The sequence below is a fragment of the Lacihabitans soyangensis genome, assembly GCF_024343775.1.
Taxonomy (GTDB): domain Bacteria; phylum Bacteroidota; class Bacteroidia; order Cytophagales; family Spirosomataceae; genus Leadbetterella; species Leadbetterella soyangensis.
Window position 1 is genome coordinate 48,547 of record NZ_RJUF01000195.1, and the last position, 12,944, is coordinate 61,490.

13 protein-coding genes are annotated in these 12,944 nt (G+C 39.4%); 6 read left to right on the top strand and 7 right to left on the bottom strand.

What is annotated here, in order from left to right:
• The first annotated feature begins 149 nt into the window (after window positions 1–149).
• From EGI31_RS24445 to EGI31_RS24455, 3 genes are read left to right on the top strand one after another with little or no spacing between them, the layout of a single operon-like run.
• Window positions 150–947 carry an SDR family oxidoreductase gene (locus EGI31_RS24445; protein WP_255039826.1) on the top strand — a complete coding sequence of 266 codons (798 nt, stop codon included), beginning with the start codon at window positions 150–152 and terminating at the stop codon, window positions 945–947.
• 27 nt (window positions 948–974) lie between these two features.
• On the top strand, window positions 975–1,481 hold the full coding sequence (locus EGI31_RS24450; protein ID WP_255039827.1) for a SixA phosphatase family protein: 507 nt from the start codon (window positions 975–977) through the stop codon (window positions 1,479–1,481).
• Window position 1,482: 1 nt separating this feature from the next.
• The gene (locus EGI31_RS24455) at window positions 1,483–1,620 is read left to right on the top strand and encodes a hypothetical protein (protein ID WP_255039828.1); all 138 of its coding nucleotides are present in this window, start codon (window positions 1,483–1,485) and stop codon (window positions 1,618–1,620) included.
• Window positions 1,621–1,730: 110 nt separating this feature from the next.
• Here the strand turns inward: EGI31_RS24455 and EGI31_RS24460 are convergent, their stop codons facing one another.
• Entirely contained in the window at window positions 1,731–2,234 is a 504-nt protein-coding gene (locus EGI31_RS24460; RefSeq protein WP_255039829.1) for a GbsR/MarR family transcriptional regulator, read from the bottom strand.
• Between the two features lie 189 nt (window positions 2,235–2,423).
• On the opposite strand from EGI31_RS24460, the gene EGI31_RS24465 reads away from it, so the two are divergent.
• Window positions 2,424–2,855, top strand: a complete 432-nt coding sequence (locus EGI31_RS24465; RefSeq protein WP_255039830.1) for a hypothetical protein — start codon at window positions 2,424–2,426, stop codon at window positions 2,853–2,855.
• Window positions 2,856–2,861: 6 nt separating this feature from the next.
• Here EGI31_RS24465 and EGI31_RS24470 read toward each other — a convergent pair whose 3' ends face one another.
• On the bottom strand, window positions 2,862–3,515 hold the full coding sequence (locus EGI31_RS24470; RefSeq protein WP_255039831.1) for a metal-dependent transcriptional regulator: 654 nt from the start codon (window positions 3,513–3,515) through the stop codon (window positions 2,862–2,864).
• Between the two features lie 117 nt (window positions 3,516–3,632).
• On the opposite strand from EGI31_RS24470, the gene EGI31_RS24475 reads away from it, so the two are divergent.
• Together EGI31_RS24475 and EGI31_RS24480 are read left to right on the top strand one after the other, a co-directional pair.
• Entirely contained in the window at window positions 3,633–5,876 is a 2,244-nt protein-coding gene (locus EGI31_RS24475) for a TonB-dependent receptor (protein WP_310586243.1), read from the top strand.
• Between the two features lie 105 nt (window positions 5,877–5,981).
• Complete coding sequence (locus tag EGI31_RS24480) at window positions 5,982–6,722, top strand: glycosyltransferase family 2 protein (RefSeq protein ID WP_255039833.1); 741 nt, start codon at window positions 5,982–5,984, stop codon at window positions 6,720–6,722.
• A gap of 75 nt (window positions 6,723–6,797) precedes the next feature.
• On the opposite strand, the gene EGI31_RS24485 is transcribed toward EGI31_RS24480, so the two are convergent.
• The 5 genes from EGI31_RS24485 to EGI31_RS24505 form a co-directional block, all read right to left on the bottom strand.
• Entirely contained in the window at window positions 6,798–8,594 is a 1,797-nt protein-coding gene (locus EGI31_RS24485) for a M56 family metallopeptidase (protein ID WP_255039834.1), read from the bottom strand.
• 116 nt (window positions 8,595–8,710) lie between these two features.
• Window positions 8,711–9,091: a BlaI/MecI/CopY family transcriptional regulator gene (locus EGI31_RS24490; RefSeq protein WP_255039835.1), complete on the bottom strand. Its 381-nt coding sequence runs from the start codon at window positions 9,089–9,091 to the stop codon at window positions 8,711–8,713.
• Between the two features lie 209 nt (window positions 9,092–9,300).
• The gene (locus tag EGI31_RS24495; RefSeq protein ID WP_255039836.1) at window positions 9,301–9,993 is read right to left on the bottom strand and encodes a LytR/AlgR family response regulator transcription factor; all 693 of its coding nucleotides are present in this window, start codon (window positions 9,991–9,993) and stop codon (window positions 9,301–9,303) included.
• 25 nt (window positions 9,994–10,018) lie between these two features.
• On the bottom strand, window positions 10,019–10,489 hold the full coding sequence (tnpA, locus tag EGI31_RS24500; protein WP_255039837.1) for an IS200/IS605 family transposase: 471 nt from the start codon (window positions 10,487–10,489) through the stop codon (window positions 10,019–10,021).
• Between the two features lie 676 nt (window positions 10,490–11,165).
• Complete coding sequence (locus EGI31_RS24505) at window positions 11,166–12,746, bottom strand: sensor histidine kinase (RefSeq protein WP_255039838.1); 1,581 nt, start codon at window positions 12,744–12,746, stop codon at window positions 11,166–11,168.
• Window positions 12,747–12,944 lie beyond the last annotated feature (198 nt).

Genomic DNA, 12,944 nt, shown 5'->3' on the forward strand with positions numbered 1-12,944 from the left:
CGATTTTGGATTAACGATTGAAGATTTTAGATTAACAATTTTAGATTTTTTTGAAATTAGACTTTTGCCTTGGGTGAAAGTCTTTTTTTTTGAAAGGCGGGACAATTGATTTATTAAAATTTTACCTTTGCACAAACCTAAATTTATAAATGAAAGACTTAAAGGATAAAATAGTTTGGATTACTGGAGCTTCCTCGGGTATAGGAGAAGCAACCGCTTACCAAATGGCCAAGGAAGGAGCTAAGCTCGTACTTTCTGCTAGAAGAAAAGAGGAACTTGAAAGGGTAAAAAAAGCATGTAATCTACCTGATAACGATATACTTGTGCTTCCTTTAGACGTTGAAGATTTTGCTTCATTTGAAAAACACAAAGAAAGCGTTTTAAATACCTTTGGCAGAATAGATTTGCTTTTCAACAATGCCGGAATATCTCAAAGAGGCGGAGTGCTGGAGAGTAATCTAGAAGTTTTTCAAAAAATAATTAATATCAATTTGGTTGGTGTGGTAGCTCTCACCAAAGTGGTTTTGCCCGAAATGGTGAAACAAAAATCGGGTCATATAGTTGTTACCAGTAGTTTATCTGGCAAACTGGGTTCGCCAAAAAGATCGGGCTATTGTGCCTCTAAGCATGCCTTGCATGGTTTTTTTGATGCATTGAGATCTGAGGTTCACAACGACAACATCAAGGTGACCATGATTTGCCCAGGATATATACAAACGGAAATCTCTATAAACGCCATTGGGGCTGATGGTTCACAGCACGGGCAAATGGACAACAACCAAGCTAACGGAATTCCGGTAGAGGTATGTGCCAGCAAAATAGTTAAAGCCATCAAAGCCGACAAAAGTGAGATTTATATTGGCGGAAAAGAAGTATTGGGAGTATATTTGAAAAGATTTTTCCCGAAGATTTTAGAAAAAATCGTTTTAAACCAAGCACCAAAGTAAAATTATAAAGTTCTAAGCCTAAAAGAAATGGAGAAGAATTTACTACTCGTAAGACACGCCACAGCCGAAGACATAACCAACTCTGCCATGGTACGAGACAGAGACCGCGAACTTACCTCAAGAGGTATAATGGAATCGGCTCGAATAGGTAAATACCTTAAAGACAACGGATTAAAAATAGACGCCATTCTTTGTAGTCCGGCTACAAGAACTCATACGACAGCCAATTTGATAGCCGAGCAACTAAAATTCGACACCGACAATGTTGAATTGGCCGATGGTCTCTACGGAAGCGGTCCCAGAGGTTATTTAGCACTTTTAAATGGGCTAAATGAAAGTTTGGAAACTGTAATTATTGTTGGCCATAACCCAGATATTACATTTTTTGCTGATTACCTTTCAAGTCAAGACTGTGGCGGAAGTATGTCAAAAGCCACAGTGATTCATTTAAAATTCGATGATTTGAGCTGGGCTGAAATTTCTCAAAAATCGGGTTCTTTGGTGAAAAGAGTAGACGTTAAAGATCTAAATTGAGATGAAGAACAATAAAATTTTTAAGATTGTATTCTTTCTATTTGTGCTAGGTGTAATCATTGTGTTGATAGACATGGCTCGTCAAACCACTGCACCTTGGAACAAGAAAAAACAATTGGAAAGAGCGTTGCCGAAGTGAGAAAAGCGTTTTATTTACGATTTGAGATTAACAATTTAAGACTGGCGATTTAAGATTAACGAATCGCAAATTTCGATTAGCAATGTTCTGTTAATAAGTTAGCCACTCTCCTATTTGAACAACTTCATAAAAGTAGAAGTCAACCACGATTCTTCGGCTTTGGTTACTAGTTCCAGAGTATTGTCGGCAAAGCCAGCTACTGCATAAATATCATTTACAACTTTCAGAAATTCGGCACTTTCGGGCGAATTGTCACTCACACCTTTTTTGATTTCCTCCATCGTTTCGAGTATTGGAGAAAGTTCTCTTCTGCGTCTTTCTCTACCTATTTGTCTTGCGGCCTTCCAAATATCCTTTTCGGCTTGAAAATATTCTTTACGCTCGCCAGGAAGTAGTTGTTTATATATCAGACCCCAGCTCATAAGATCACGAAGGTTCATGTTTACGTTGCCTCTCGAAATCTGTAATTCTTCCATGATTTCATCGGCATTGAGCGATTTGGGTGAAAGCAGAAGCAATGCGTGAATTTGCGACATAGTTCTGTTTATCCCCCACTGTGTGGCAAGGGTACCCCAGGTATGGATAAACCGATCCTTCGCTTCTTGTAATTCCATAAAATAGGTCTGTTATATAATAGCACGTACAATAAGTTCCAAATTAAAATAGTTATTTTGAATTTTCAAAATATTCTGAAAGTTTTCTTTCTAAAAAAAAGACTTTTGGAGTCTTTACGGTACGTTTTTTGAGCATTTTTTAATATTCCTAATAATGCATACTCCAAAAACGTGCCAAATAATACAAAAATGAAAAATCATCTTTTGCTTTTACTGCTATCCGTAACGTTCTTATTTTCTTCCTGCGAAAAAACCGAAAACAACCCCACCTTAGGTGATTTGGTGGCAGGTGAATACAAAGGAATTTCGATCGTTTTGGGTGGAACCGAGATCCCCTTGCCCCTAGAAAGTGGAACTAACTTCCTAAACCTAAATTTTACAATATTTAGAACTACCGAAATAACGGCCGATTTAACCTTAATTTTTGAAGAAAAGACCAACGGCATATTGAAAACCGAAAAAGAAGAACACAAAGGATTGATTCTCAATAGAAAACCCGATGGAGGTATTTCTTTAATGGAAGATGGAAAGGAATTGGCAGTAGTTTCAGGTCAAAATATTGAAATGACCGTAGTTATTGAAGATTTAACCACCACTTTTAAAGGTCTCAAAAAATACTGAAATCGGTTAAGTTTTTACCAGAATATTAGCAGCGACCATCTGACTCAAGTTTTGTTCGGAGGTTTCATTTACCAAAACTCGCATGGTTTTATCGAATTCCTGAATCTCTAAAACCTTGATAATATCGCCCAGTTTTAGATTTAACTTATCGATTAATTTCAAAAAACTATCCTGAGAAGAACCAACAGACATGAACATAACCATTTGATTTTCAACACATTCTTCCAGCTTTTTGTAATTCTGAAAAACAACCTCTCCGTTGATGTCAGGAATTGGTGAACCGTGCGGATCAACCTTTGGAAAGTCTAGTAATTGATCAATCCTGTCAAAAAATCTTTGAGATTTGATGTGTTCTATTTGTTCCGCAATCTCATGGACTTCGTCCCAACCAAAGCCCAAATGCTGCACCAAGAACATCTCTACCAAGCGATGCTTTCTGATGATGAGTCCAGCGGCACGTTTACCACTTTGGGTGAGCATAAGTGGCTTGTACTTTTCATAAGAAATCAAACCTTTACCTGAGAGTTTCTTGACCATACTATTTACCGTAGGCATTTTTATGGTCAGACTTTTGCTCAAATCCAACACCGAAACTTCTTCATTCTCAGTACTTAAATGAAACAAAGCCTTTAAATAATTTTCCTCTGTCAAAGTCATCATTCACAAATTTATCCGATTTTATTTTCTGAAATAAATATTTAATCTAAAATTTTTGTTAGACTAATCTAACATTTTAGTTTTAATCTACTACCTTTGTGCATTGATTAGAATCGATTCATGAAAAAATATATATTTATTTTACTCATTATCATGTCCTTTGCGAACATTTCGCCCGGGCAATATGAGTTGAAAGGCCAAATATTCACCAAAGCAAAAAGTGAAAAGTTACCTTTTGCCAGCGTAAAAATCAAAGGCACCACAATAGGAACGACCACCAATGAAGAGGGAGAGTTCTCTTTCAAAAACCTTCAAAAGGGAAAAGTGACGCTGATAACCAGCTTCATAGGCATGCTCGAGAAACAAACCGAAGTCATTCTCGACAAAAATACTTTTGTAAAAATAGAACTAAATGACGACCCCAGTCAGCTAAACGAGGTAGTGGTGACTGGAAATTTGAAAGAAATGAGTAAAGCCGAAAGTGCCATTCCTATTGATATTATAACACCTGCCTTTTTTGCAAAAAATCCCACTCCCAATATCTTCGAAGCACTGCAGAGTGTGAATGGTGTGAGGCCACAAGTTAACTGCAATGTGTGTAACACGGGCGATATACACATCAATGGCTTGGAAGGCCCGTACACTATGATTCTGATTGATGGAATGCCCATAGTTTCCTCACTTGGCTCGGTTTATGGCCTATTCGGAATTCCAAACGGTCTTATTGAGCGGATTGAAGTGGTAAAAGGGCCAGCATCCACGCTTTATGGCTCTGAGGCTGTGGGCGGACTGATAAATATCATTACCAAAGTGCCATTAAAAAGCCCCAAACTGAGTTTAGAAACCAACAGCACGAGTTGGGGCGAATGGAATTCAGATTTGGGGTTAAAATACAAATTGGGCAAAGTAAATGCTCTTTTAGGCGTAAATTACTTCAATTTTGGCCAAATAATAGATAAAAACCTAGATGGTTTCACAGACTTGAGCCTTCAAAACAGGATTTCGGTCTTCAATAAATTTCAAGGCAAAACTGGCTCTGTAGCTTTTCGTTATTTCTATGAAAACCGATGGGGCGGCCAAACCAACTGGACGCCGAGGTTCAGAGGTACTGATCAAGTATATGGCGAGAGTATTTTCACCAAAAGAGTGGAAGTTATTGGAGCACAGAATCTCTCTAATGCATTGTCTATTAACTACTCTTACAATTCTCACCAACAAGACTCTTTCTATGGAAATGTGCCCTTGATAGGCACGCAACATATAGGTTTTCTGCTTACCAAATACCAGAAAACCATTGGAAACGATGATTTGCTGATTGGCCTACCCCTGAAATACAATTTCTATGACGACAACACAGTAGCTACCCAATCAGAAAAACAGAACCAACCTCTGAAAGTTTGGGTACCAGGCATTTTTGCTCAACATGAACGTAAAATCGGAGAAAATTTCAAAACTTTGGAGGGAGTAAGGCTCGATTATAACCAAAATCACGGGTTGATATTCACACCAAGGTTGGCTTTGAAATGGAATAATAAACTCAACATTTTGCGACTAAATGTTGGAAAAGGTTACAGAATAGTCAATGTTTTTGCCGAGGAACATGCAGCTATGACTGGAGCAAGAGAAGTGGAAATAACCGAAAACCTAAAACCCGAACAAAGCTGGAATATCAACCTTAATTTCAACAAAAAAATATTACTCAACGACGGCTTTTTTGGACTAGACGCATCGGCTTTTTATACTTACTTTTCCAACAAAATTATTCCAGATTACGACACTACATATAAGATTATTTATAAAAACCTTGAAGGATTTCTAATTTCGAGAGGTTCGAATGTAAATATTGATTTGAATCTCAAAAACGGCTTAAAACTGATGGGCGGAGTAACTTTTCTGGATGTTCAAAAAAATGAAAATGGAGTAAAAACTGTTCCGTATTTCACCGAAAAATTCTCTGCCAATTATACGATTTCGTATGAAATAATGAAACCAAAAATCTTGATAGACTATTCCGCAAATTTGGTGGGACCAATGAGGTTGCCCTTACTCAACGAATACGACCCACGCCCAGGAAAATCACCCTGGACCAATATCCAAAACTTGCAATTGACAAGGGCGTTTGGTGAGGATTTCAAAATTTACGGTGGTGTAAAGAACATTTTCAATTTTGTTCCCTATCGGAATTTACCATTCTTGATTTCGAGGGCCAACGACCCATTTGACAAAAAAGTGATTTTCAATGAATACGGCGAGGCTGAGAGAACAGCAGAAAACCCTTACGGACTTACCTTTGACCCCACTTATGTTTATACTTCGCTTCAAAGTCGAAGGGTATTTTTGGGCATCAAATACAATATCCAGTAAATCAAAAAAGTCTAAATCTGTCTTGCAAAAAAAGCCAAAGGCACACTTTTTGATTATATTTGGGCGAACTAATGCATATTTTGCACCAAAAAAAGAGCCCAATATATGTTTAATAATAAAAAAGTGGTGGTGGTTTTTCCGGCATATAATGCCTCCGCTACCATCAAAAAAACCTACGATGAGATTCCGTTTGACATTGTGGACGAGGTGGTGTTGGTAGATGACGCCTCGGTGGATACTACGATAGAAATGGCCAGACATATAGGAATAAAACACATTGTGGCTCATCAAAGCAACAAAGGCTATGGTGGAAATCAGAAAAGCTGCTATAACAAAGCTCTTGAACTCGGTGCCGACATCGTCATTATGCTACACCCTGATTATCAGTACACTCCCTTATTGATTCGATCGATGGTGAGTATCATAGCCGAGGGGCTATATCCTGTGGTTATCGCCTCCAGAATTCTTGGAAAAGGTGCATTGAAAGGCGGAATGCCGATGTACAAGTATATTTCTAACAGATTCCTGACTTTTGCTCAAAATCTCATTATCGGCCAAAAACTTTCAGAATATCATACTGGTTACAGGGCTTTTTCGGCGGAAGTGATTCGCAATATCAATTTTATGGCCAACTCTGATGACTTTGTTTTTGACAACCAGATGCTCTGTCAGATTTTTAACAAAAACTACGAAGTGGCCGAAATCACCTGCCCAACTAAATATTTTGAAGAGGCTTCGTCTATCAATTTTTCAAGAAGCCTGAAATACGGCATTGGATGTTTACAAACTTCTGTGCAGTATTGGCTACACCGAAAAGGACTTTCTAAAAACGTTATTTTTGAATAAAAAAACTCCCCGAATTTTCATTCAGGGAGTGAACTTCGGCTTAGCCCTTTGACCAACAATATTGATCGTATCTTTTCAATCCTTTGTTGGTGCAGTTGGCGGTTTTGGCGGAGATGGCAAGTCTTTCGATGATATTATACTTTTGGGTGCCTTTGGTGCTTTGGGCGAAATTACACTTTTTGGAGCTTTGGGAGCCTTTGGAGCTTTTGGAGGAACAGGAGGATTAGGTCTGTATTTCATGATACTCGACCTGATTTCAGCTGGCATCAGCTCTATAATTTCTTCTATATTTTTATCCATTTCAATAGAGATAGCATCCATGGGTGCTGATATTTCATCCATTTTAGCAGATATAGCATCCATGGGTGCAGAAACCTTATCCATCTGCGACGACAACTCGTCCATTTGTTTGCTATAAACTTCCATCTGCTTATCGTATTCAGCCATTTCTGCATCAAACTTTTTCGAAAAAGCATCCAAGTCCTTGTCTCCAAACTTCTTGTTGTTCAACTCGGTGGTATATTTTTTTGCAGCCAACTCCATTTTTTTGCCAATCAGCTCCATTTTCTTCCCTATTTCTTCCATAGGTTTAGAATTTACCTCCATTTGAGAGCTATATTTTTCCATTTCATGGCTTTGGGCTTCCATAAGTTTGCTTTGGGCTTCCATTTGCTGTTGATTGACCTGAACCGCCTTCAGTCTTACATTTACTTTTTCTTGCACTTCGGGGCTCAATTGCACCTCTTTGCCATTATAAAAAATCTTGTTGTCTTTGATTCTAAAATCATTCAAATCGTCTTGAATAACAATGAAAGCCTCATTTCTCTTCGGTGAGATGAGCGTATCAGCAGTGGAAGAACTTCTGGAAATGCTCGTAGAAACTATCTTTTTTTCTTCATTTTTTTGAGCAAAAGCAAAAAACGTCACAAACAAACCCAGCACTATCCAAATGCTCTCTTTGTTGAAATTTCTTGGCGAACTGATGCCCACAATGCGTTGAACACGCTCCAATAAAGAATAACTTTTTTTGCCAAAAGCCATGGCCAATTTTGGCGTATAGGTCGTTTCTTGCAATTGAACCAAAGTCTTGGCCAACAATAACTTATTGCCGGAAACTTCAAGAGCTAAGTCGTCACAACAATTTTCTCTTTCTTTCCTGATTTGGGCAGAAAGCAACCACATGGCGGGATGGAAAAAATAGATTACGTCCAGTACTGACTGTAAGCCATTTAATAGAAAATCATGGCGTTTAAGGTGAGCCAATTCATGAGCCAAAATAGTCTCCAATTGTTCCTGACTAAATCCAGAAACCAGACTGGCTGGAATCAGAATTACGGGTTTCAGAACACCCATAATCATAGGAAGCGACACCATTCTTGAAACCTTTACTTGCACGTTTTTTGTGATATTCATCTTCTGTTTCATGTCCGACAAAATCTGGGTTAATCTTTCATCAAACTGATTTTTGGGGCTATTTTTCAGTTGATTTACCCACAAATATCCCAGAATTAACCTGGAAAAAAGTATGGCACATCCCAACACCCAAATGCCTACCACAAGTGGCAGATTAGTTTGGAGAAAGCTCAACATAACTTGCACGCTGTTCAGCATTTTAGGAGCCAAAGCTACACCACCAAAAGTTTTTTCCGATGAAGAAAACTCACTGATAATAAAGAAAGTAATACCGCTGGCCATAAATTGCAGCAGCAACAAAGACATACCTGACCAATATCGGGTATTGGCTTTTTTGGTAAATATTACCACCAAAAAGTAAACCAACGTAATGGCCAAAATCTGCCATAAAGAGTGAACCAATGTCCAGCCAAGTGTCTTGGCCAGGGGATTAGAGAAGAATTCTGTGATGTTTTCCATAAGATTTTTTGAATTACACTCGGTGGCTTCAAATCTTCACTTCGGCTCCGCTCAGTGAACAATTTGTAACCAACAAGGGATTGTTTAATTTTTTAAAATAGCTTTTTCATAAATTGTTACTTGTCTTGTTCGAGTTGTTGGATGAGTTTTTTGAGTTCAGATAGTTCTTCTTCCGAGGCGTGATGATTGCCCAGAGCCTGCATCACCAAGCTCATGGCATTTCCTTGGAAGGTGGAATCTATAAAACGATTCAAGAGCGATTTTTGTGTTTCCTCCTCCCCTACAATGGCTTCAAAAATATGCTGTTTGCCTTCGGCATTTCTTGAGACAAGGCCTTTTTCAAACATTATCTGCATGATTTTCAAAGTGGTCGTGTAGCCCGTTTCCTTGGTTTTGTTGATTTCCTCATTCACTTGCTTTACTGTTGCACGGCCCATTTGCCACAATACTTTGAGTACTTCAAGCTCCGACTCTGTTGGTTTTTGGAAAGTTTCCATCTATCTACGAATTGTTTCGTACAAATGTAATACGAAAAGATTCGTACTTCCAAATTTTTTCTACGAAATTTTTCGTACGTAGATTGCATTTATACCGCAAAGACGTTAGGTCGCAAAGTGTATCGAATAGCACAGATGAACGAAAGCTCTAATAATGAATACTTTGTGCAACTCTGTGCAAAACTCCGTGACCCTCTGTGGTAAAAAAATCAAAGCCCCAAAACTCCCCGAATCTCCAAAAGTTTTTCCTCATAAGAAGACCCCACAGGTATCTCCTTACCCAAGATCCAAACAGAATTGCGACTAATTTTCTCGATTTTTGACAATGAAATAAGATAAGAACGATGAATTCTGACGAATTTGTCGGCGGGCAGTTGGCCAAGAGCATCCGATATACTCTGCCTCGAGAGCAGTTTTCGGTTGTTCAGCACATAAGTCATGTAATTTCCTTCAGCTTCTATGTAGTGGATTTCGTCCAGCAGCACCTTCTCTTCTTCGTAGCCCGTTTTCAAGAAAATAAAATCTGGTGAACCTTCGTCTTGCATTTTCTTCATATCCAGGGCTTTGTTGCAGGCCTTTGTAAATCTGGCCAGGGAGAAAGGCTTCAATAGATAGTCGATGGCGTCTAGTTCAAAGCCCTTAACGGCATATTCGGAGTAGGCTGTGGTAAATATCACCATCGGGCATTTGGGCAGGATATTCACAAACTCTATCCCTGAGATATCAGGCATGTTGATGTCCAAGAAAAGCAAGTCTATTTTGTTGGTTTGCAGATAGGGTATCGCATCAAAACAGTTGGTAAAAGTAGCCTCCAAGTTCAAAAAAGGCACTTTTTCTGAGAGCATTTTTACCACCTCCAAGGCGTGTGGTTCGTCGTCGATGGCGATGGCTTTTATTGTCATTTCAAATCAAGAATAAATAATGGCATTAATTTACTTTATCATACCATTCAAATAAATATTTCTCATTGTATTCAATTCTAAATTTTTCCAGAAACTCTAAATATTCTTCTTTGAAAGTTTTCTTTTTATGATGTTGTTCCTGATTTAGTATATACCGATAAACATTGTCTATATGTGAATGAGAATAAGAGAAAGAGCCAAAACCTTCCTGCCAACTAAATTTTCCTTTCACCCATCCATTTTCATTCACATACTTGGAAGAATTGTTTTTTATATCTCTGACCAGATCTGAGATAGCCATAGCAGGTTTTAGTCCAACAAAACAATGTACATGGTCAGCAACACCATTCACAATTATTGACTTTTGGCCTTTTCCTGTAATTATTCCTGAGATATATTTGTGTAATTCATCTCTCCATTCTTTTTCAATTAAATTTTGACGGCCTTTAACAGCAAAAACTATTTGAATGTATAATTGTGAATATGTACCGGGCATATGTTTTAAAATGGTTTAAAATGCGTTTGGAATTAGGTTCGAAATGGAAATTAATAAAATTCTAGAGTAATATTACACCTTCGGTTTATTTTTAAATTCAATTTGGTCACGTATTTCGTAGAATAATATCACCTTCTAGAATAATATCACGCTAGAATAATATCACCCCTTCGGGGTTTTTGGAATATTATTTTACAATCTGTTTTCTAGAATAATATCACCCCAATGGGGTTTTATACCCCACAAAAACCCCGAAAGGGTGCAACTATTATAACCCACCGAAACATCACCCTAAATCAAAACCCCAAAGGGGTGAAACTATTATAACACCCACCTCAACTATAACACCCACCTCAACACACCAAGGAACAAAAACCCCATAGGGGTGAAACTATTATAACACCCACCTCAACACACCAAGGAACAAAAACCCCGAAGGGGTGAAACTATTATAATAGCAAAAAACACCAAAGAACAAAAACCCCAAAGGGGTGAAACTATTATAACACCCACCTCAACAAACCAAAGAACAAAAACCCCATAGGGGTGAAACTATTATAACACCCACCTCAACAAACCAAAGAACAAAAACCCCATAGGGGTGAAACTATTATAACACCCACCTCAACACACCAAAGAACAAAACCCCGAAGGGGTGAAACTATTATAACACCCCTCAATACACCCCCAACACCAAGCTCACAAAATAATCATGATCCGTGGCCTGAATCTCCAGCTTATGGCGGTTCGGATATATCAATTCCAAGCGTTTTTTTACGTTTTCTAGTCCTATTCCGTGGCTTTGGTCGTCCAAAGTGTCTTCAGTTTTTTGGTGGATGCTGTTGTGCACCTTAAAATACAGATGCTGGGCATCGTGCGTCAGCGTGATGTATATCCACGACGCCGACCTGAAACTGATGCCGTGCTTAAAGGCATTCTCTATAAAAGGATTCAGCAACATCGGGGCTATAAAAATCTCACGGTCAGCATTTTGTATATTCACCTCTATTTTTATGTCGTGGCTTTCGTCTATCCGCATCCGTTGGATATCAATAAAATTGTTGAGGTACTCTATCTCCTTCACCAACGGTATACGGTCTTGGTGGTTTTCGTGGAGCATAAACCGCATCATGTCGCCCAGTTTTTGTATACCATCAGAGGTTTGGGCGGCGTTTTCTCTCAGCGAAACCGAATACAGCGTGTTCAAGGCATTAAACAAAAAGTGTGGATTTATCTGCGACCTCAGGTTACCCAACTCGGCCGTTTTTTGGCTGATTTGCGTCTTCAGTTGCGTCTTTTCCTTCGTAAACACCTTCCTCAAAAAAGCCAACACCACGGCCGCAATGAAAGAAACCATAAACATCGTCACCATCCACTCGGCATGCCAGCCAAACGGCACCTGCTGAAACGAATGCCAACCAATAAACAGAATACAATACATACCAAACGTACCCACCAACAGCGTCAGCCCAAACTTCAGCAGGCCAGTCTTAAACTCCGCCGAGCGGTAATCTCTGTAATTGGGCAAAACCTCCAAATAGAAAAAATTCTGAGCAAAAAACACCGTAAACGCCCCAATGGCCATCATCGAGAGTTCTTTCACGGCTCCGTACCAATAATCCTTGCGGGGCAGATTAGCAAAAAACGCCAGAAAAAGCAGCAAAACCACCACAGAAGCCACCAAAACATGACCAATAAAACCACCCTCCTGCTCCTCTTTGAGTTTGGCCTCCACATAGTAATAAAGCTGTGCAAAAAGCTCATAAAACACCAAAACTATCACCACCGCTATGCTGTCGGTCAGCAAAAACAGCTTGCGAAACTCCGAAAACACCCTGAGGCCTACAATCACCTCGGGGTCGTCCGAACTCATGGCCCGGTAATACAGCCTGAAATAATTATGCACAAAAACACTCCCCACCACCAGCAGCACCGTCAGCACCGCATACACCACTGTACTCACCGATGACTCCGACGCCCGCAGCTTCGGAAACAGCCCCACATGAAACACCGCCCACGCCGCAAAGAACAACAAACCACCGCTGGCTATCGGAAAGATGGCGTTCCAAAAATGCGAGTAATGATCCAGCTCACGCCAAATCAGCCACATCACATTGCCCGGCACCCTGGGCTGCAGGCCGTAGATAAAACTGTCAAACCCATTGGCCTCCTGAAACAACCGCCTCGCCACATAAATGGCCACACAAACAAAAACCAACAAAACCTCTAACCGACGACCCTTCAAAATTTTCTGCATAGTATTTTTCATTTTACCGCCAGGTTGCCAAGACGCAAAGAGGCTTTTCCTCTCCTTGTGTCCAAAGCCGCCCGAGCTTTTTCATAATTGTAGCCCAAAAGTAGGAACCGCACCCAAGCCAAACGAAAAAATGTTGTGAAAGCCACCAAAAAAGTGACCAAAAACCATAAACCCCAAACATTGGGCAGCCACGCCGCC

What these genes read in the sequence shown, in the direction of transcription:
- EGI31_RS24485 (WP_255039834.1), bottom strand. Translation starts at nt 8,594, where the DNA reads ATGGAAAACATCACAGAATTCTTCTCTAATCCCCTGGCCAAGACACTT.
- tnpA (WP_255039837.1), bottom strand. Translation starts at nt 10,489, where the DNA reads ATGCCCGGTACATATTCACAATTATACATTCAAATAGTTTTTGCTGTT.
- EGI31_RS24480 (WP_255039833.1), top strand. Translation starts at nt 5,982, where the DNA reads ATGTTTAATAATAAAAAAGTGGTGGTGGTTTTTCCGGCATATAATGCC.
- EGI31_RS24460 (WP_255039829.1), bottom strand. Translation starts at nt 2,234, where the DNA reads ATGGAATTACAAGAAGCGAAGGATCGGTTTATCCATACCTGGGGTACC.
- EGI31_RS24475 (WP_310586243.1), top strand. Translation starts at nt 3,633, where the DNA reads ATGAAAAAATATATATTTATTTTACTCATTATCATGTCCTTTGCGAAC.
- EGI31_RS24450 (WP_255039827.1), top strand. Translation starts at nt 975, where the DNA reads ATGGAGAAGAATTTACTACTCGTAAGACACGCCACAGCCGAAGACATA.
- EGI31_RS24455 (WP_255039828.1), top strand. Translation starts at nt 1,483, where the DNA reads ATGAAGAACAATAAAATTTTTAAGATTGTATTCTTTCTATTTGTGCTA.
- EGI31_RS24495 (WP_255039836.1), bottom strand. Translation starts at nt 9,993, where the DNA reads ATGACAATAAAAGCCATCGCCATCGACGACGAACCACACGCCTTGGAG.
- EGI31_RS24465 (WP_255039830.1), top strand. Translation starts at nt 2,424, where the DNA reads ATGAAAAATCATCTTTTGCTTTTACTGCTATCCGTAACGTTCTTATTT.
- EGI31_RS24445 (WP_255039826.1), top strand. Translation starts at nt 150, where the DNA reads ATGAAAGACTTAAAGGATAAAATAGTTTGGATTACTGGAGCTTCCTCG.
- EGI31_RS24470 (WP_255039831.1), bottom strand. Translation starts at nt 3,515, where the DNA reads ATGATGACTTTGACAGAGGAAAATTATTTAAAGGCTTTGTTTCATTTA.
- EGI31_RS24490 (WP_255039835.1), bottom strand. Translation starts at nt 9,091, where the DNA reads ATGGAAACTTTCCAAAAACCAACAGAGTCGGAGCTTGAAGTACTCAAA.
- EGI31_RS24505 (WP_255039838.1), bottom strand. Translation starts at nt 12,746, where the DNA reads ATGCAGAAAATTTTGAAGGGTCGTCGGTTAGAGGTTTTGTTGGTTTTT.